This is a genomic window from Georgenia soli (genome assembly GCF_002563695.1).
GTDB classification, from domain to species: domain Bacteria; phylum Actinomycetota; class Actinomycetes; order Actinomycetales; family Actinomycetaceae; genus Georgenia; species Georgenia soli.
Window position 1 is genome coordinate 31,041 of record NZ_PDJI01000003.1, and the last position, 17,294, is coordinate 48,334.

Here is a 17,294-nt window from a genome sequence, read left to right on the forward strand (position 1 = left end):
CATGGAGATCATCGACCGCGCGGTGCGCGGCGGTTACGCGGTCGGCGCGTTCAACATGCACAACCTGGAGACGACACAAGCTCTGGTGCGCGCCGCCGAGCAGGCCAACTCGCCTGTCTTCCTGCAGGTCGGTAGGGCCATTGTTCCCCATCGGGGTCTGCGGGCCGCGTACGAGATGACCCGGCGCGTGGCCGAAGAGAGCGACGCCGAGCTCGTCATCCACCTCGACCACGGGCCGCTTGAGGAGGTGTACGAGGCGATCAAGCTCGGCTTTCACTCCGTCATGTTCGACGGCGCCCACCTGCCGTTCGAGGAGAACATCAAGGTGACTCGTCGGGTGGTCGAGGTCGCACACGACTTCGGCATCCCTGTTGAGGCAGAGCTCGGCAAGATCCCGGACGCTGACGAGCAGGTCGACTGGTCCTCGTACTACACCGACGTCGCGCAGGCGGAGCGTTTCGTCGCGGAAACCGGCGTCGACCTCCTCGCCGTATCGGTGGGCATCGTCCACGGCGTGCCGATGTCCTCCCCCCAGCCGCTCGACATCGAGCGCATCGAGAAGATTCGCGAGGTCACCGGTATCCCGCTCGTGCTGCACGGCGCCTCTGGTGTCCCCGAGTCGGAGATCCGAGCGGCCCTGGCTGCCGGCGTGCACAAGTTCAACGCCGACACTGACCTGCGCCACGCCTTCCGCGCCGGCATGGAGGCCGTGTGGAGCGAGGGAGACCGTCAGCTCGAGGAGGCGATGGCGGAAGGGCGCGAACGGATGATCGCCGCCACAGTCGAGAAGATGCGGCTCTACGGCTGCGCAGACGCAGCTTCGCTGGCGGCAGCAGCATGACAACGACGCTCGCGCTCGAAGGAACCACGCAGCCGCTGAAGGGCATCCGCCGCACGACATCCCGCCGCATGGTCACGGCATGGCAGGCGCCCGTCTTTCACCTCACCGTCGCGGTCGACATGACCGATGCCCTGGCGGTCAAGGAGCGGGCGCCGGGGGCTACCGTTACCGACGCACTGCTGGCCGCCTGTGGTGCCGCGCTGCAGCAAACGCCGGCGGTGAACGCACACTATGGCGACGAAGCAGTGACGCTCTTCGACCAGGTCAACATCGGCATCGCTGTGGCGACCGATGCCGGCCTTGTGGTCCCGGTCGTCCACGACGTGCCGAGCAAGGACCTCGAAGAGTTGGCCACCAGCCGACGGGATGTGGTCGAACGCGCCCGCAGCGGATCGTTGAGCATGGCGGACGTAGTGGGTGGGACCTTCACCGTCTCGAATCTCGGCATGCTCGGTGTCGACAGGTTCGACGCCATCCTCAACGTGCCACAGGTTGCCATCCTGGCCGTTGGCCGCACAGAGCACCGCCAGGTCTGGAACGACGGTGCCCCGCAGTGGCTTCCGTTGGCGGAGATGACGCTGACCTGTGATCACCGAGCGGTTGACGGCGCCACGGGCGCACAGTTCCTGACCAAGCTCAAGGCGGCCCTGGAGTCGGGTAGGTGACCATCGCGCCGGAGGGGCGCCGGCTCTTGCGGGTCGAGGCACGCAATGCCGAAACACCGATCGAGAAGAAACCTGAGTGGATGTTTCCCTGGTGGCAAGCGAGCAGAACACCGTTACCGAGTTCGAGCAGTCTCCGCGGACCGGGACGATCGCCGTGCGGGAAGAGGCGAAGCAGGTGACCCAGTTCGAATCCTGGCTGCGCGGCCGCGGGCATGAGGTTCGGCGGGTCCGGATCAAGGTGCCGGGAGCGCCACACGTTGGTCACCGACTCCTACGACGTCACCGGGAACGTCCTCTACGAGGCGAAGAGCAGCGTCGATCGCGCGACAGTCCGTCTGGGGGTCGGCCAGGTGTTCGACTACTTTCGGAGTAGCTATCTCGGCCACTCATCTAGAGGACCATGCACCGAGATTGCTGCCTCCCCGGCACATCCGCGCTGATGTTGCACTTGGGTGCACCCCAACGCTACAGCCGGTGACCAGCCATCTTGCCTGCTGCATGAAGCCCACTTCCGAGCTTCTGCAACAGATGTGTGCAAAGGTCTAGACATGACGCAACACACCGGGCAGCGGATCGGTTACGCGCGGGTATCGAGCACCGACCAGAACCTCGCCCGGCAGGTCGCCACGCTCGGCCAGGTGCATCGGCTGTTCGAGGAGAAGCAGTCCGGCGCCCGGCGCGACGGTCGCACCGCCCTGGCGGACCTGATCGGCTACGCCCGCGAGGGGGACACGGTCGTGGTCTCCTCGATGGACCGACTGGCCCGTTCGGTCGTGGACCTGAACCAGATCGTGGGCGAGCTGGTCGCCAAGGGGGTGGTCGTGGAGTTCCTCTCCGAGCGGGTCACCTTCCGGCCGGGCGCCACCGACGCCTTCGCGGATTTCCAGCTCAACATCATGGCGTCCTTCGCCCAGCTGGAGCGGGCCATCGCCAAGGAACGGCAGGCCGAGGGCATCCGCGCTGCGAAGGCGCGAGGCGTCTACACCGGCAGAGCGCGCAAGCTGACCGCCCAGGACCTGGCCAACGCTCGCGAGTGGATCGGGGCCGGCGTGCCCAAGGCCCAGGTCGCGCGCCGGCTCGGCATCGACCGATCGACCCTCTACCGCGCCCTCCCACTCACCACCATGCAGACGAGCTCGGACGCTGGCCCAGCCAACGGTGAGACCTGACGGGACGAGGGTTCCGCCGTCGGACCGTCCGAGCGCCTCACAAACGCCCTCTCAAAACACACCTCGACAAGACCGTTGTGAGGCCGGTTTTGGACGCGCAGGGGGCTCGGCAGTTGATTCCCCGGATTGCTTCAGAACCGAACGTTAATTCGACATTCTCGACAGGCTGGGCTGGTTTGAAGCAGGAGTCACCGCCGTTGCAGGGCGACAGGGAATCCTGGGGGTGTCGCCGCCACAGGATTTGCACCGACGAGCCAGGGAACATTTGTTTACTCGCCCCCGACTGGTGGCGTGGTGACGAGCAGCTGCTCGTTGAGTGCGTTTCTCCTTTTGCCTGCCCGTCCGACACCGCCGTCCTTTCCCCCGTCCATGCCACCGACCTCTACCTCACCGCCGTCGGGGCACTGCTCACCCTCGTATACGTGACCGGCCTGGTGTTTAGGCCCGCACGCCGGGTCGCCCGTGGGCGTCGACTCCTGACCGTGCTCGTGCTGTAAGCCGGAGCCTTCTCGGCGGCCTCGAGGGACTCGCCATCAGGCGCGCCGACCAGCCCTACCGCGGCGACAGACCCGACTGGTTGGCCATCTCCACCTACGGTCTCAGTCTCGGTCTGTCAGTCATGGCATTGATCATTCGTGAGCCGATCGCCGGGTCCGCCGATCAGCCGCCAGCTCCTCGCCAAGAGAGATCCTGCGCACGGCCCTCCCCCCTTGCGCCGACGAAGGTCCGGGCCTATTGTTTCTCGATAACATCGACAAACAATAAGGATGTGCAATGGTCGCGTCAGAGCCGACGCCGAGGCGTCCGTCCCGTCCCACCTTCACCGCTCCGGCCCGGGCCTGGAAGTCCGCGCGGTCGGCGGGCGCGGCGCGCGCCGGCGCCGTGGTTCTCGAGGCCGCCCTGTGGGCCTCGCTCGCCGTCGTGCTGCTGACACGGATCCTCCGGCCGATCCTCGGCCCGGCGATGCTCGGACTCGGGCAGGGGCCTTACTGGGGGCTGGGGGCATCGGTGCCGGCGCGGCTGTCGGACGCCACGTGGCGGACCGCCGTCGAGCAGATGGGTGGCACCGTGCCGCCCGCGCTGGTGCACGGACTCTCCGGGGGGCCGGCCGGACGCGGCGAGCACGTCGAGGCGACGCTACCCACCGGCGTGGAGATCTCGGTCTGGGAACCCATGACGTTCCGCCAGCTCGTCGGCGTCGCCGGGGCCGAGCTGCTGGGTGGGCTCGTCCTCGCGGCCGCATTCCTGCTGGTGATCGCCATGGTGCGGGACCTGCGCCGCGGCGCCCTCTTCACGAACCGGAATCTGCGCCGCGTCTACTCCGTCGCCGCCGTCGCCGGGATCGGTGGGATGCTGGCCGAGATCGCCGGCGCATGGGGCCGGATCGGGGTGCTCCAGAGCCCCCCGCTCGCGGGCGCCGTCGACGTCACCTGGACGATCTCGTTCGTCCCGCTGCTCATCGGGCTGGGCATCGCGGTCGGCGCCGAGATCCTGCGGCTCGGGACCCAGCTGCAGCACGAGGTCGAGGGGCTGGTGTGACTCCGACCGAACCCGCCACCGACGACGACGCGTCGGCGATCGAGGTCCACCTCGACGAGCTCCTCCAAGCCCGGGGGATGACGCTCACCGCGCTGGCCGCCCGGGTGGACATCACCATCGCCAACCTCTCGATCCTTAAGAACGGCCGCGCCCGCGCGGTGCGCTTCTCCACACTCGCCGCGATCTGCCGCGAGCTGAACTGCCAGCCGGGGGATCTGCTCTCCTACCGGCGCGCCGGGGACCGAGTGAACGCAGCTGACGCTGAGCAGAAGGCTGTCAGAGCGCAGGCGCGTCACGATGGAGATTCGCACGCACCTCATCTGTAAGCCACGCGCTTCTGCCAGCGAGACCACGCCGCGGATGCGGGTCATCAGAGGCTCGGCTGCGCAGCCTCGGTTGACGAATACCAGCCTCAGGTCTCGAACGCTATGGACCCCATATCCCCGGCAGTTAGACAGACCCAGGTACGGGACGTCGCGGCTTGCGGATTCGGCGTCCCGCCCAAACGTTCGTGCAGTGAGAAGCTGCTGAACGTCGTTATCACCGCAGCACCGGCAATGGGTGCGGCTGTTCTGATCCATCCCTGCTGCGACTCGTCAAGTGAGGCGTTCTGCTACCCCGAGCAAGTAGTCCGATCCGATGGCCGTCTTCCACCGCTCCGCTGGGTCAAGGCCGTGATGGTGTAGTTCGGCGAGGAACTGCCCGGCGCCGAACCGATCTTGTTCGGGGTGGTCGAACAGGAGGCGATAACTCGGTCGTGCCAAGGCGGCCGAGGTGACTTCGACGAAGTAGAACCGTCCGCCGGGGCGCAGCACTCGTGCGGTTTCCGCGAGTACGGAGCGCCAGTTCTCGATGTGGTGGAGGGCGGCGAAATCGAACACGGCGTCGTAGGTGGCGTCCTGGGCGCCGAGCACTGCCCGCAGGTCGTGCGCCTCGCCGCATTCAACCCACACGGCGTCGTTGTAGCGCTGCAGCCTACGTCGGGCACGAGCCACCATGGCCGGATCCGCGTCGACCGCGTCGACCGTGGCCGCGCCCATACGGTCCAAGATCAGTTTGGTCCCGTAGCCAGACCCGCAGCCGATCTCCAGCACGCGTCCGCCGCCGACCCGGCCTCCCAGTCGGGTGAGCACAGCCATTTCGTAGTAGCGCTGCAGCGCCCGGCGGGCGGGGTTGTTCACCGCAATGGTCTCAACGGAGTTCATCAGCATCGTGACACCTTCAAGTCGGACGCGGACGTGAAGTTCGGACGCAGTTTGCGTGCAGCTCAACGATGACGGAGGACCGAGAGCACGAGGCCCACCGGGATACTGACAGCGATCACGCACACGAGGAGCAAGTGGGCCACGAACAACACGGCGCTCCCCGTGCGCGGCCCCCTGACCGCGTGGGCGAACAGCGCGAGCGCGACGATCAGGACCAGACCGCCGGCGGCAACGAGCACCGGGGTGCCGGCGAGTGTCGCAGCCAGCACGGCGGTGTTACCGGCGTTCCACATCACGATTTCCCAGGCCCTCGTGCGTGGGGTCGGCAGCCGAGCCGGGACCAGTGCTTGACCTACACCCAGGCCGAGCTGGGCGACTCCCGCGACGAGCACGAGATAGGCGGCGGCCCATGAGCCGTCCTCGAAGCCGGTCGGACCGGTGACGGCAGCGACGAGCCCGCCGACGATGATGCAGACGAGGCCAACCGACACGAAGGGCACCATCGCGTGCCATCGGTGCTGCAGGTCCTCATCGGTTGTGGTGGCGAGCTCTGGCATCACTTGGTCTCCCGCCGTTCCTTTCGACGGGCGGCTCGGGCGTACCGCGTGCCGGTCGAGACTCAACCCGCCCGGGATGACAGGCGTCCCCGTGGCGTCGCGCCGCCGTGAATGTAGATGCCGGGTCCCGGGCCGGGCGTTGTTGTTCACACCGATCTAGCGGCCACGTGGGGCGCGTCCTCGGCTATGGCGTGCAGTGCCAAAGTGGCGTGGGCGTAGGCGCCGCCCGCGCGCATCTCGGCGGCGACCCAGATGGCCTCCATGATCTCCTCGGGACTCGCCCCCTTGCGTTGGGCGAGCTTGGTGTGCCCGTCGATGCAGTACGGGCACTGGGTCACGTGCGCGACCGCAACGGCGATCAGCTGTTTGGTCTTCTCCGGCAGCGCGCCGTCGGCGAACACCGCGCGGCTGAACTCCTCGAAGGCCTCGTGGATGCCCGGCGCGAGCTCGCGGCGCCGAGCGGCCAGCTCCGGAGTGGTGCGGTGGTACATCGTGTCCTCCACGGGCTCTCTCCTTTTTAGGGTCTGTGGTTACGGGTCTGTACCTGGAGGAGGGTGGTGAGGACCGTGGCCTCGCTGATGTCGACGTGCTTCGTGGCGGTGATCAGCGTCAGTGGCCCACGCTCGGCCAGGTCGCGGAGGTGCTCGAGGGCTGCGGCACGCTCGGGCTCGTCGAGCTCGGCGCGGTAGCGGCGTGCGAACTCCTCGAAACGTGCCGGGTCGTGGGCGTACCACTTGCGCAGCTCCGTCGACGGCGCGATCGACTTGCACCATTCGTCCAAGCCAGCCCTGTCCTTGCTCACCCCTCGGGGCCAGATGCGGTCGACCAGCACGCGCGCACCATCGCCCGGTCCCGGCTCCTCGTACGCACGGCGGACCCTCACCTCATGACTGTGCGCCATGACAGCTTCCTCTCCTCAAAATTCCTCGAGCCCGAGACACCACCGGGCTCTGCCACCGAGGCACAGCGGGGCTGCCATGACCGTCCGGCCGACTTCATCGACCGCCGCCTGGCTCGTCCGGCTCGTCGTGCGTGGCGCGTTGGTCGATCACCTGGGTCTGGCCTTCGGTTTCTGCGCCGGCGTAGATGGACTCCAGCAGGTCGCGGTTGTGCCCGGTCGGTGCCATCGCCGCGATCTCGGGGTGGTGCAGGTCGAAGGCGGGGCGCTCGGAACGGATGCGCGGCAGTGCGGTGAAGTTGTGTCGCGGGATCGGGCAGGCGGTGGCCCACTCCAGGGAGTTGCCGAAGCCCCACGGGTCGTCGACGAACACGGTTCGCGGGCCGCGTTGGGTGATGTAGACGTTCCACAGGAACGGCAGCGTTGACAGGGTCAGGATGACGGCGCCGACCGTGGAGATCTGGTGGTAGAGCTGGACACCGTCCTCGGGCATGTAGTCGGCGTAGCGACGGGGCATGCCTTGCACGCCGAGCCAGTGCTGGACGAGGAAGGTCGTCTGGAAGCCGATGAACAGCAACCAGAAGTTGAGCTTGCCCAGGCGCTCGTCGAGCATCCGGCCGGTCCACTTCGGCCACCAGAAGTAGAAGCCGGAGTACATCGCGAACACCACGGTGCCGAAGACGACGTAGTGGAAGTGCGCCACCACGAAGTAGGTGTCATGGACCTGGAAGTTCATCGCCGGACTGGCCAGCACCACCCCGGTGAGCCCACCGAAGAGGAACGTCACCAAAAACCCGAGGGAGAAGAGCATCGGTGTCTCAAAGGTGAGCTTGCCCCGCCACATGGTGCCGACCCAGTTGAAGAACTTGATCCCGGTGGGCACGGCGATGAAGAAACTCATCAGGGAGAAGAAGGCGAGCAGGACCCCGCCGGTGGTGAACATGTGGTGCGCCCACACCGACATCGACAGCGCCGCGATCGCGATGGTGGCGAAGACCAGTCCCTTGTAGCCGAACACCGGTTTGCGGGAGAAGACGGGCAGGACCTCCGTGACGATGCCGAAGAACGGCAGCGCGATGATGTAGACCTCCGGGTGGCCGAAGAACCAGAACAGGTGCTGCCACAGCAGCACCCCGCCCGCCTCCGGGTTGTAGATCTGCCCGCCGAGCACACGGTCGACGCCCAGGCCGAAGAGGGCGGCGGCCAGCACCGGAAAGGCCATCAGCACCAGCAGGGACGTGATCAGCACGTTCCAGGTGAAGATCGGCATCCGGAACATCGTCATGCCGGGGGCGCGCAGCGTGATGATCGTGGCGACGAAGTTGACCGCACCGAAGATGGTCCCAAACCCGGTCATCGCCAGGCCGAAGACCCACAGGTCCGCTCCGAGACCCGGGGAGAAGACGGCGTTGGAGAGCGGGTTGTAGGCCGTCCAGCCGAAGCTCGCCGCACCCTTGGGGGTCAGGAAGCCCGCGACGACGACCAGGCCACCGAGGAGATAGAGCCAGTAGGCGAGCATGTTCAGCCGCGGAAAGGCCACGTCCGGGGCGCCGATCTGGACCGGGACCATGATGTTGCCGAAGCCGACGAACAGCGGGGTCGCGAACAGCAGCATCATGATCGTGCCGTGCATCGTGAACAGCTGGTTGTACTGCTCGTGGGAGTGCACCAGCTCCAGGCCCGGGGCGAAGAGTTCCGCCCGGATCAGCACTGCCAGCACGCCACCGACGATGAAGAACATGAACGAGGTGACCAGATACATGTAGCCGATCACCTTGTGATCGGTGGAGGTCAGCCACGAGACCACCGTCCTGCCCCACCGCTGCTTGCCCGGTGGCAGGCCTGGTACGGCGTGGGTGCGGAACTCAGCGGTGGTAGCCATCTTCGGCCCCCTCAGGGCTGATGGTCGGGGCGCACGGAGCGCCGGCTCTCGACGGGAGCACAACTCGGACGGAGCACGTGCCTGCTGCGGGTGAGACGATTGAGGCATGCGAGCTGCCGGGGAGGTGGACCCAGACCGCACCGATGCGGTCTCCAGCCGTGTCCGCGTCCTGCGCGCGCTGCGGGACTCGCCAGAAGGTCTCGGCGTGCAGGACCTCGCGACCCGGCTCGGCCTGCACCCGAACACGGTCCGCTTCCACCTGGGTCGGCTGGAGCAGGACGGCCTGGTCCACCGCCAGGGCGAGCACCCGAACTCTCCCGGCCGTCCTGCGCTGCGGTTCACCGCGGCCCCGCAGCCCAACGCGCTGGGCACCCGACGTGAGTTCCGGGCGCTGGCCGAGGTGCTGGCGAGTGTTCTCGCCGAGGGCGTCCCTCGGTCCGCCGAGCTGACCGAGCAGGCCGGCAAGGCCTGGTCGCAGCGCCTGATGGAAGACTGGACCGGGCCGGCCGCCGACGCCACCGAGGCCATCACCCTGCTGGCAGAAGCATTGACCAGCATCGGCTTCGATCCCCAGATCACCTCCGACCGCCACCAGCTCTCGCTGCTCCAGCGCCACTGCCCGTTCCTGGAGATCGCCCAGGAGCACCGCGACGTCGTGTGCTCGCTCCAACTCGGCCTGATCCGCGGCCTGCTCGAACGCCTCGGCGCCCCGGTCGAGGTGACCCGCCTGGTGCCCTTCGCCACCTCCCAGGGATGCCTCGTGCAGTTCGCGACGAGATGACAGGAACGGATCAAGACCTGGCCGAGCACGGATGGGCAGTCTCCGCGCCACCGCCTCCGGGACCGGCACCGGATCGTCAATTGGACCTGCTGCTCCCACGCCGGGGCTGAGCCAGGAAGCGGCAGCTCTCGCCCCACCTCCTCGCCCATGACATAGCCGACGCGGGGTGGAACGTCGCGACTGTTGCGCCGTAATCACGCGGATCGGGCGAGCTGCCATCAGGTGTGCCGCGCGCCGCTCCCCCTCGTCGGCGCGGATGCGCAGCGGCGGAGGTCGGTTCGTCCATGTGGCCCCCCGGACGCTCGTCCACATGGGCCTGCCCTGCACATCGGTGCCTGCGCAGCAGTCCCGTAGGTCCACGTCTGCCTCCAACCGTCAGCCCTTGCATCTTCCGTCCTCCCGGGGGTTAATACAAGGACAACTCGTGAAAAAGAGGCATCATGAGCACTCACGGCTAGCCGCGCCTCCGGCTCGTCCGGGCGCGTCAACGATCGCTGTGCCGGGGTCGCAGCTGACCCGGTCTCGCACGGCACTCAAGGCCCGGCCACCCAGGTTGTGGTTCGGGGCTCCGCTCCACGCGTCGACGGCTGCCCCTAGCCGCTCTCACCCCGATCACCGTTCCCACGAGGAGACCGCGAGCTGCGGAGAACGGCCATTGGGGAGGGCGAAGCCCGACATCTCAACCTCAGTTGTTGCAGCGCGGTCGACCCAACAAGAACACAGGGGGTTAGCGCGCCGGTGAGGCGCCCCCGGGAGGACATCGTGACTATCCGAGTCGGCATCAACGGCTTTGGTCGCATCGGCCGCAACTTCACCCGTGCCGTGCTGGCCGAGGGCGCCGACATCCAGATCGTCGGCGTCAATGACCTGACCGACACCAGGACGCTCGCCCACCTGCTGAAGTACGACTCGGTCCTGGGCAGGCTCGAGGAGCAGGTCAGTTTCACCGAGGACTCGATCAGCGTCGGGGCCCTGACCTTCAGGGCGTTCGCGGAGAAGGACCCGGCCGGGCTGCCGTGGGACGAGCTGGGCGTGGACATCGTCATCGAGTCCACCGGCCGCTTCACCGACGCCACCAAGACCCGCGCCCACCTCGACGCCGGCGCCAAGAAGGTCATCATCTCCGCGCCGGCCAAGAATCAGGACGCCACCTTCGTCATGGGCGTCAACCACACCGAGTACAACCCGGCGAAGCACCACATCATCTCCAACGTTTCCTGCACCACCAACTGCCTCGCCCCCCTGGCCAAGGTGCTCGACGACGAGTTCGGCATCGTGCGCGGCGTGATGACCACCATCCACGCCTACACCGCCGACCAGAACCTCCAGGACGGCCCGCACAAGGACCCGCGGCGCGCCCGGGCCGCGGCCCTGAACATCGTGCCCACCACCACCGGCGCCGCCAAGGCGGTCTCCCTCGTCCTGCCCCAGCTCAAGGGCAAGCTGGACGGCTACGCCATGCGGGTCCCGGTCCCCACCGGCTCCGCCACCGACCTAACCTTCACCGCCGCAAGACCGGTGAGCATCGAAGCTGTCAACGCCGCGATGAAGAAGGCCACCGAGAGCGAGCAGTGGAAGGGCCTGATGTCCTACACCGAGGACCCCGTCGTCTCCTCCGACATCGCCGGCGACCCGCACATCTCGATCTTCGACGCGGGCCTGACCAAGGTGATCGGCGACCTGGTCAAGGTCGTCGCCTGGTACGACAACGAGTGGGGCTACGCCCACAGCCTGGTGCTGATCACCGCCTACGTCGGTCAGCACCTCTCCCCCGATCGACCTCGGCCAGCACGCGCGCCACAGGCGGTACTCGGCTGACCGGGTCCGCGCGAACGGGCAGACAACCGCCACGGCTTCGACTCGCGGAGACCGGGAGCACGCTAGGAGGCACACGCCATGGGCACACCACTGAAGAGCCGGGGAAGCACCACCTGGAACGGGGACCTGGCTTCCGGATCGGGCGCGACCACGCTCGACAGCTCCGGGGTCGGACGGTTCAACGTCGACTGGAAGGCCCGCACCACGAGCCACGACGGCTGGAGGACCTCGCCCGAGGAGCTCCTCGCCGCCGCACACTCCGCCTGCTTCGCGATGCAGCTCTCCCGCGAGCTCACCGAGAACGGCACCCGACCGACACGGCTGGACGCCACCGCGGAGGTCAGCTTCGTCGCCGGCACGGGAATCACCGGCATCCACCTCCACATCACCGCCCGGGTCCCGGGAGTCTCGGCGGAAGGCTTCCGGCGCATCGCCGAGTCAGCGGCGATGAACTGCCCGCTCAGCCGGGCCCTGACCGCCGTCGAGGTCACCCTCAGCACCACCCTCCAGCCCTCGCGTCCTGTCCCGGGACCGAGGAGTATCCGGCCATCGGCGGTAGCAAGACCCGTGTTCCGTGGGACCGCTGCTCGCCAGGTGCAGTCCTTGCGAGGGAGATGACCGTGACGCGCAACAGCTTCGATGCTCGCGCCGAGCTGAAGGTCGGTGGCCGGCGTTACGAGATCTTCCGTCTCGACCACGTCCAGGGCACCGCGCGGCTGCCGTACAGCCTGAAGGTCCTCCTGGAGAACCTGCTCAGGTGCGAGGACGGCACGGTCGTGACCGCTGACCAGATCACCGCTCTGACGAGCTGGGACCCGGCGGCGCACCACGGCGCGGAGATCCAGTTCACCCCGGCCAGGGTGCTGATGCAGGACTTCACCGGCGTTCCCTGTGTCGTGGACCTGGTGGCGATGCGCGACGCGATGGCCACGTTCGGCGGTGACCCGCAACGGATCAACCCCTTGATCCCCGCCGAGCTGGTCATCGACCACTCCGTGATCGCCGACGCCTTCGGCAGCCCCGACGCGTTCCGGGTCAACGCCGACCTGGAGTTCTCCCGCAACCAGGAGCGCTATCAGCTGCTGCGCTGGGGCCAGCAGGCCTTCGACGACTTCGTCGTCGTGCCGCCCGGTACCGGGATCTGCCACCAGGTCAACCTCGAGTACCTCGCCCGGGTCGTGTTCACCCGCGAGATCCTCGGCGGGTCGGGGCTGCCGCAGGCCTACCCCGACACGCTCGTCGGCACGGACTCGCACACCCCGATGGTCAACGGTCTGGGCGTGCTCGGCTGGGGCGTCGGCGGGATCGAGGCCGAGGCCGCCATGCTCGGCCAGCCGATGAGCATGCTCGTCCCCCAGGTCCTGGGCATCAAGCTCACCGGTGCCCTTCCCGACGGCGCGACCGCCACCGACCTCGTCCTCACCGTCGCGCAGCTGCTGCGGCACAAGGGCGTCGTGGGCAAGATGGTCGAGTTCTACGGGCCCGGCGTAGCCAACGTCCCGCTGGCCAACCGGGCGACCATCGGCAACATGAGCCCCGAGTACGGCTCCACGAGCGCGATCTTCCCCATCGACGAGGAGACTCTGCGCTACCTGCGGCTGACGGGGCGAAGCACGGAACACGTCGCCGTCGTGGAGGCCTACGCCAAGGAGCAGGGCCTGTGGCACGAGCCTGACCACGAACCGATCTACTCCGAGACCGTCGAGTTCAACCTGGACGCCGTGGTCCCTTCGATCGCCGGGCCAAAACGCCCCCAGGACCGCATCGCCCTGTCCAAGGCCCGCCGCGTCATCGGTCAGATCCTCACCGAGGGCTCACAGGTGCCGGCCGAGCTCGTCGGCCTGGACGAAGCCTCTGCCGAGTCGTTCCCGGCCTCGGACCCCATCGCCTTCGGCCGCATCGAGGACCAGCAGCAACCGGTGGACCGATCACGCCCGGACGCCGACGTCACCTGGCCCACCGCGCCGGTACCCGTCACGATCGACGGCCGGGCGACCGAGCTCGACCACGGCCACGTCGTCATCGCCGCCATCACCTCCTGCACCAACACCTCCAACCCCTCGGTCATGCTCGCCGCCGGCCTGCTCGCCAAGAACGCCGTCGCGCGCGGACTGACCACGCGGCCGTGGGTCAAGACCTCCCTCGCTCCCGGGTCCCGGGTCGTCACCGACTACTACGACGAGGCCGGACTCACCCCGTACCTGAACGAGCTCGGGTTCGACCTGGTCGGCTACGGCTGCACCACCTGCATCGGAAACTCCGGCCCCCTGATCCCCGAGGTCAGCGCCGCGGTGACCGAGCACGACCTGAACGTCGCCGCGGTGCTCTCCGGCAACCGCAACTTCGAAGGACGCATCCACGCCGAGACCCAGATGAACTTCCTCGCCTCACCACCACTGGTCATCGCCTACGCCCTGGCCGGGACCATGAACACCGACCTGACCAGCGACCCCCTCGGCCACGACACCGACGGCGAACCGGTGTACCTGCGCGACATCTGGCCCTCCACCGACCAGGTCGAGGCGGTGGTCGGGCAGGTGGTCCAGGCACAGATGTTCACCAAGGGCTACTCCGACGTCTTCGCCGGTGACGCCAACTGGCGCAGCCTCGACATGCCCTCGGCGGAGATGTTCACCTGGGACGACACCTCCACCTATGTGCGCCGCCCGCCCTACTTCGAAGCGATGCCCCGCGAGCCCGAGCCGCTGCGTGACATCACGGCCGCCCGGGCGCTGGCCGTGCTCGGCGACTCGGTCACCACCGACCACATCTCGCCGGCCGGATCGATCCGCAAGGACTCACCCGCCGGGCAGTACCTCCTCGACCATGGCGTGAGCGTCCGCGACTTCAACTCCTACGGCTCCCGGCGCGGCAACCACGAGGTGATGATCCGGGGCACCTTCGCCAACATCCGGCTGCACAACCAGCTGGTCCCCGGCATCGAGGGCGGGTTCACCCGCCACCTGCCCGACGGGGAGCAGATGAGCATCTTCGACGCCGCGACCGCCTATGCCGCCGACGGCGTGCCCCTGCTCGTACTTGCCGGCGCCGAGTACGGCTCCGGGTCCTCCCGGGACTGGGCCGCCAAGGGCACCACACTCCTGGGCGTACGAGCCGTGCTCGCCGAGTCCTTCGAACGCATCCACCGCTCCAACCTCATCGGCATGGGCGTCCTTCCCCTGCAGTACTCCCCGGGGGAGTCCGCCCGCAGCCTCGGCCTCACCGGGGAGGAGACCTTCACCGTCACCGGCCTCGCCGGCGCCGAGACGGTCCCGCCCGAGGTCACGGTCCGAGCCGACGGCGAGCACGGGCAGACAGAGTTCGCCGCCGTCGTACGGATCGACACCCCCGCGGAGCAGGAGTACTACCGCCACGGCGGCATCCTGCAGTACGTCCTACGACACCTCCTCACAACCGCGGAGGTGGGCACGAGCTGACACCCGCCCAGAAGTGGCCGCGGCATGCCCCGGACAGGTTCATACCGCGCCCCACCACAGCCCCGGTCCCCCCGACCCACCACGAGGGAAAGCACACCATGTCCACACCAGTGACCAGCGCCGGCCGCTCCAGCGGCCCGACGGACCCGGACGAAGCCGCTCCCCTGCCACGCACGCGGCTCCTGGACCGGAAGGAGGTCGCCGACGGCACCATGGCCTTCTACTTCGAGAAGCCGCCCGGGTTCGAGTACAGGGCCGGCCAGTTCGCCGACTACACCCTGCTCGACCCCGCCGAGACCGACAGCGAGGGTGACATCCGCGGCTTCACCCTGACCAGCGCCCCCTACGAGCCCCGGCTGATGGCCACCACCCGCCTGCGCGACACCGCCTTCAAACGCGTCCTGCGGGACCTGCCGATCGGCACCGAGCTCCTGCTCGACGCCCCGCACGGCTCCTTCACCCTTCACCACAACGTCGCCCGGCCCGCCGTCTTCCTCACCGGCGGGATCGGCATCACCCCCGTGCGCAGCATCGCCCTGCAGGCCGCCCACGAGCAGACAGGCCCCGCGATCACCGTGTTCTACTCCAACAAGCGCCCCGAGGACGCGGCCTTCCTCGAGGAGCTGCACCGGCTCGCCGAGACCGAGCCAAACTTCACCCTCGTCGCCACCATGACCCGGCCCGAGACATCCCGAACCGCCTGGACGGGCGAGACCGGGCACGTGGACCAGGCCATGCTCTCCCGACACCTCGACGACCTCACGGCCCCCATCTACTACCTCAGCGGCCCCGCCACGATGGTCCGCGCCATGCGCGCGGTGCTCAACGGTGCCGGCGTCGATGACGACGACATCCGCACCGAGGAGTTCTCCGGCTACTGAGCCACCCACCATCACACCCGCACCCACTTCGAAGGAGAAGTCTCATGGCTGCCAACGTCGCCAGCCCCACCACCCCAGGAGCCAACGCCGGCGCGCAGCACCACGCCCGCACCGATCCCGCCTACGGCGCGTTCGCGCTGCTGCGGATCGGCTTCACCGTCCTGCCGATCGTCTTCGGCCTCGACAAGTTCACCAACGTCCTGACGAACTGGGAGGCCTACCTCGCCCCGTGGATCGTGAACCTGCTGCCCTTCACCGCCCACACCGCCATGATGATCGTCGGCGTGATCGAGATCGTCGCGGGCGTCCTGGTAGCGCTCAAGCCCCGCTACGGCGCCTACGTCGTCGCCCTGTGGCTGGCCGGCATCCTCCTCAACCTGCTGACCTACACCGGCTTCTACGACATCGCTCTACGCGACTTCGGGCTGCTGCTGGCCGCCCTGACCCTGGGCCAGCTCGCCAGCGTCTACGACCGGCCCCGGCAACGACCCGCCCCCGCCACTCACTGACCGCTCCGATCACGAAGGAACCGCCATGCGTGACCCGCACGCTGCCCTCACGGAGGCCGGCGTCTCGTCGCATGGAAGCTTCGAGTCCGAGCCAAGTGCTGTCATGTCGGTTTACGGCGCCAACTTGCCATGGCGAACCGGGCGCAGGGCGAAGTTGGGGCGCCGGCGGACCAGCACCCGCCCGGGGTCCCGGAGCAGGACGCCCCCGCAGTGGCCGCCGGCTAGGAAACCACATCATCGTTTGCGGCCCGTGAGCTGTGACTGGCAGAGGACGCCTGGGGGAACTTCAGCGTTGGGCAGGGGGTGAGCAGGGGGTGAGCCTCACAGGCCCCACCCGGGACGGATCCACGCCAGCGCAGGAACTGGTGAACCCGCCGGAGGGCACCATAGGTATTTCCACGTGCGTCAGTTGCCCAGCGCTGCAGCCCTGGCCCGGCCGTACTCCTCGTCACTGATCACCCCGTCGCGGTGGAGCATCGCCAACTCGTCCAGCCGCGCCCGGATCGGAGATGCGTCGCGCGGGGCGAGGAGTTGGCTCTCCATCACGCGCGCCGCCAGGTCGGTCTCTACCGTGAACGGGTCCAGACCGTGCTGGCGGGCTCGGCGAAAGTTCTTTACCGCGATGATGACGACGGTGAGACCGCCGATCGCGATCAGGACCGTCACGACCATGAAGAGAGTGGCGAACGCCGGGTCAGGCGGCAGCAGGTCGGTGGGCATCATCGCTCCCTCGTCGTCCGACAGTGGCGCGAGCATACCGACATCAGGTCAGGTGACGACCGCGTCCGGCCAATCGCTGAGGTCGTCTCTGCCCGGGCGCCAACTCTGCACGGCAGTTTTAGCCAGGGCAAGGTGATCGGCGCGGGGTTGGCATCCTCACCGCCGCTTCTCCGTATCTGCCCACCTGATGCTGTCGTCGTCGGTGTACCGGACTTGCACTGCCCGGCGTGTCCATCGTCGCGACCGCATCGACCGACCGGATGTCGGCGGCGATCGCGAGTGCGAATACCCGTCGGGGCGGGCACAGGGGTGCACGGCTGCCTTGATGGGCTGGCCGTACTGGTCGGGCGTGAGGCCGCGCGACCGCGTAGTCAGTGGAAGACCGGTCGTCA

Annotated in this window: 17 protein-coding genes; 11 read left to right on the forward strand and 6 right to left on the reverse strand. The window is 68.1% G+C overall.

Annotated elements, in window-relative coordinates; all coding sequences use genetic code 11:
- The first annotated feature begins 1 nt into the window (after nucleotide 1).
- The 5 genes from ATJ97_RS00790 to ATJ97_RS00815 all read left to right on the forward strand — a co-directional run bounded on the left by ATJ97_RS00790 (nucleotide 2) and on the right by ATJ97_RS00815 (nucleotide 4,540).
- Nucleotides 2-841 (forward strand): class II fructose-bisphosphate aldolase, encoded by an 840-nt coding sequence (locus ATJ97_RS00790; protein ID WP_211287000.1) that lies wholly within the window; start codon nucleotides 2-4, stop codon nucleotides 839-841.
- Entirely contained in the window at nucleotides 838-1,506 is a 669-nt protein-coding gene (locus ATJ97_RS00795; RefSeq protein ID WP_098482117.1) for a 2-oxo acid dehydrogenase subunit E2, read from the forward strand. The genes ATJ97_RS00790 and ATJ97_RS00795 overlap by 4 nt, the downstream gene beginning before the upstream one ends.
- A 548-nt stretch (nucleotides 1,507-2,054) precedes the next feature.
- Complete coding sequence (locus tag ATJ97_RS00800; protein ID WP_098482118.1) at nucleotides 2,055-2,675, forward strand: recombinase family protein; 621 nt, start codon at nucleotides 2,055-2,057, stop codon at nucleotides 2,673-2,675.
- 774 nt (nucleotides 2,676-3,449) lie between these two features.
- Nucleotides 3,450-4,214: a DUF2975 domain-containing protein gene (locus ATJ97_RS00810; RefSeq protein WP_098482119.1), complete on the forward strand. Its 765-nt coding sequence runs from the start codon at nucleotides 3,450-3,452 to the stop codon at nucleotides 4,212-4,214.
- A complete protein-coding gene (locus tag ATJ97_RS00815) occupies nucleotides 4,211-4,540 on the forward strand; it encodes a helix-turn-helix domain-containing protein (RefSeq protein ID WP_211287001.1) in 330 nt (109 codons plus the stop codon). The genes ATJ97_RS00810 and ATJ97_RS00815 overlap by 4 nt, the downstream gene beginning before the upstream one ends.
- A 270-nt stretch (nucleotides 4,541-4,810) precedes the next feature.
- On the opposite strand, the gene ATJ97_RS00820 is transcribed toward ATJ97_RS00815, so the two are convergent.
- The 5 genes from ATJ97_RS00820 to ctaD all read right to left on the reverse strand — a co-directional run bounded on the left by ATJ97_RS00820 (nucleotide 4,811) and on the right by ctaD (nucleotide 8,756).
- Nucleotides 4,811-5,425, reverse strand: coding sequence for a class I SAM-dependent methyltransferase (locus ATJ97_RS00820; RefSeq protein WP_098482120.1), 615 nt, complete (start codon nucleotides 5,423-5,425; stop codon nucleotides 4,811-4,813).
- Nucleotides 5,426-5,481: 56 nt separating this feature from the next.
- The gene (locus tag ATJ97_RS00825) at nucleotides 5,482-5,976 is read right to left on the reverse strand and encodes a hypothetical protein (RefSeq protein WP_098482220.1); all 495 of its coding nucleotides are present in this window, start codon (nucleotides 5,974-5,976) and stop codon (nucleotides 5,482-5,484) included.
- 146 nt (nucleotides 5,977-6,122) lie between these two features.
- Nucleotides 6,123-6,467 (reverse strand): carboxymuconolactone decarboxylase family protein, encoded by a 345-nt coding sequence (locus ATJ97_RS00830; RefSeq protein WP_211287009.1) that lies wholly within the window; start codon nucleotides 6,465-6,467, stop codon nucleotides 6,123-6,125.
- 26 nt (nucleotides 6,468-6,493) lie between these two features.
- Nucleotides 6,494-6,877: a DUF488 domain-containing protein gene (locus tag ATJ97_RS00835; RefSeq protein ID WP_098482122.1), complete on the reverse strand. Its 384-nt coding sequence runs from the start codon at nucleotides 6,875-6,877 to the stop codon at nucleotides 6,494-6,496.
- A gap of 94 nt (nucleotides 6,878-6,971) precedes the next feature.
- Nucleotides 6,972-8,756, reverse strand: coding sequence for an aa3-type cytochrome oxidase subunit I (gene ctaD / locus ATJ97_RS00840; protein WP_098482123.1), 1,785 nt, complete (start codon nucleotides 8,754-8,756; stop codon nucleotides 6,972-6,974).
- Between the two features lie 106 nt (nucleotides 8,757-8,862).
- Here ctaD and ATJ97_RS00845 point away from each other — a divergent pair, with 106 nt between their 5' ends.
- The 6 genes from ATJ97_RS00845 to ATJ97_RS00870 all read left to right on the forward strand — a co-directional run bounded on the left by ATJ97_RS00845 (nucleotide 8,863) and on the right by ATJ97_RS00870 (nucleotide 16,182).
- Nucleotides 8,863-9,537, forward strand: a complete 675-nt coding sequence (locus ATJ97_RS00845) for a helix-turn-helix transcriptional regulator (RefSeq protein WP_098482124.1) — start codon at nucleotides 8,863-8,865, stop codon at nucleotides 9,535-9,537.
- A 762-nt stretch (nucleotides 9,538-10,299) separates the two neighbouring features.
- Nucleotides 10,300-11,355 carry a type I glyceraldehyde-3-phosphate dehydrogenase gene (gap, locus tag ATJ97_RS00850; protein WP_098482125.1) on the forward strand — a complete coding sequence of 352 codons (1,056 nt, stop codon included), beginning with the start codon at nucleotides 10,300-10,302 and terminating at the stop codon, nucleotides 11,353-11,355.
- A 78-nt stretch (nucleotides 11,356-11,433) separates the two neighbouring features.
- Complete coding sequence (locus tag ATJ97_RS00855) at nucleotides 11,434-11,973, forward strand: OsmC family peroxiredoxin (RefSeq protein ID WP_098482126.1); 540 nt, start codon at nucleotides 11,434-11,436, stop codon at nucleotides 11,971-11,973.
- 2 nt (nucleotides 11,974-11,975) lie between these two features.
- A complete protein-coding gene (gene acnA, locus ATJ97_RS00860) occupies nucleotides 11,976-14,792 on the forward strand; it encodes an aconitate hydratase (RefSeq protein ID WP_098482221.1) in 2,817 nt (938 codons plus the stop codon).
- Between the two features lie 98 nt (nucleotides 14,793-14,890).
- Complete coding sequence (locus tag ATJ97_RS00865; RefSeq protein ID WP_211287002.1) at nucleotides 14,891-15,673, forward strand: ferredoxin--NADP reductase; 783 nt, start codon at nucleotides 14,891-14,893, stop codon at nucleotides 15,671-15,673.
- Between the two features lie 44 nt (nucleotides 15,674-15,717).
- Nucleotides 15,718-16,182: a hypothetical protein gene (locus tag ATJ97_RS00870; RefSeq protein ID WP_098482127.1), complete on the forward strand. Its 465-nt coding sequence runs from the start codon at nucleotides 15,718-15,720 to the stop codon at nucleotides 16,180-16,182.
- 405 nt (nucleotides 16,183-16,587) lie between these two features.
- Here ATJ97_RS00870 and ATJ97_RS00875 read toward each other — a convergent pair whose 3' ends face one another.
- Nucleotides 16,588-16,902: an SHOCT domain-containing protein gene (locus ATJ97_RS00875; protein WP_170037010.1), complete on the reverse strand. Its 315-nt coding sequence runs from the start codon at nucleotides 16,900-16,902 to the stop codon at nucleotides 16,588-16,590.
- Nucleotides 16,903-17,294 lie beyond the last annotated feature (392 nt).

Excerpts from the sequence above, each read along its gene's own strand:
- ATJ97_RS00825 (WP_098482220.1), bottom strand. The coding sequence starts at position 5,976 with ATGCCAGAGCTCGCCACCACAACCGATGAGGACCTGCAGCACCGATGG.
- ATJ97_RS00800 (WP_098482118.1), top strand. The coding sequence starts at position 2,055 with ATGACGCAACACACCGGGCAGCGGATCGGTTACGCGCGGGTATCGAGC.
- ATJ97_RS00820 (WP_098482120.1), bottom strand. The coding sequence starts at position 5,425 with ATGCTGATGAACTCCGTTGAGACCATTGCGGTGAACAACCCCGCCCGC.
- ATJ97_RS00810 (WP_098482119.1), top strand. The coding sequence starts at position 3,450 with ATGGTCGCGTCAGAGCCGACGCCGAGGCGTCCGTCCCGTCCCACCTTC.
- ATJ97_RS00845 (WP_098482124.1), top strand. The coding sequence starts at position 8,863 with ATGCGAGCTGCCGGGGAGGTGGACCCAGACCGCACCGATGCGGTCTCC.
- ATJ97_RS00875 (WP_170037010.1), bottom strand. The coding sequence starts at position 16,902 with ATGCCCACCGACCTGCTGCCGCCTGACCCGGCGTTCGCCACTCTCTTC.
- ATJ97_RS00830 (WP_211287009.1), bottom strand. The coding sequence starts at position 6,467 with ATGTACCACCGCACCACTCCGGAGCTGGCCGCTCGGCGCCGCGAGCTC.
- ATJ97_RS00865 (WP_211287002.1), top strand. The coding sequence starts at position 14,891 with ATGTCCACACCAGTGACCAGCGCCGGCCGCTCCAGCGGCCCGACGGAC.
- ATJ97_RS00790 (WP_211287000.1), top strand. The coding sequence starts at position 2 with ATGGAGATCATCGACCGCGCGGTGCGCGGCGGTTACGCGGTCGGCGCG.
- ctaD (WP_098482123.1), bottom strand. The coding sequence starts at position 8,756 with ATGGCTACCACCGCTGAGTTCCGCACCCACGCCGTACCAGGCCTGCCA.
- ATJ97_RS00795 (WP_098482117.1), top strand. The coding sequence starts at position 838 with ATGACAACGACGCTCGCGCTCGAAGGAACCACGCAGCCGCTGAAGGGC.
- ATJ97_RS00855 (WP_098482126.1), top strand. The coding sequence starts at position 11,434 with ATGGGCACACCACTGAAGAGCCGGGGAAGCACCACCTGGAACGGGGAC.
- ATJ97_RS00870 (WP_098482127.1), top strand. The coding sequence starts at position 15,718 with ATGGCTGCCAACGTCGCCAGCCCCACCACCCCAGGAGCCAACGCCGGC.
- ATJ97_RS00835 (WP_098482122.1), bottom strand. The coding sequence starts at position 6,877 with ATGGCGCACAGTCATGAGGTGAGGGTCCGCCGTGCGTACGAGGAGCCG.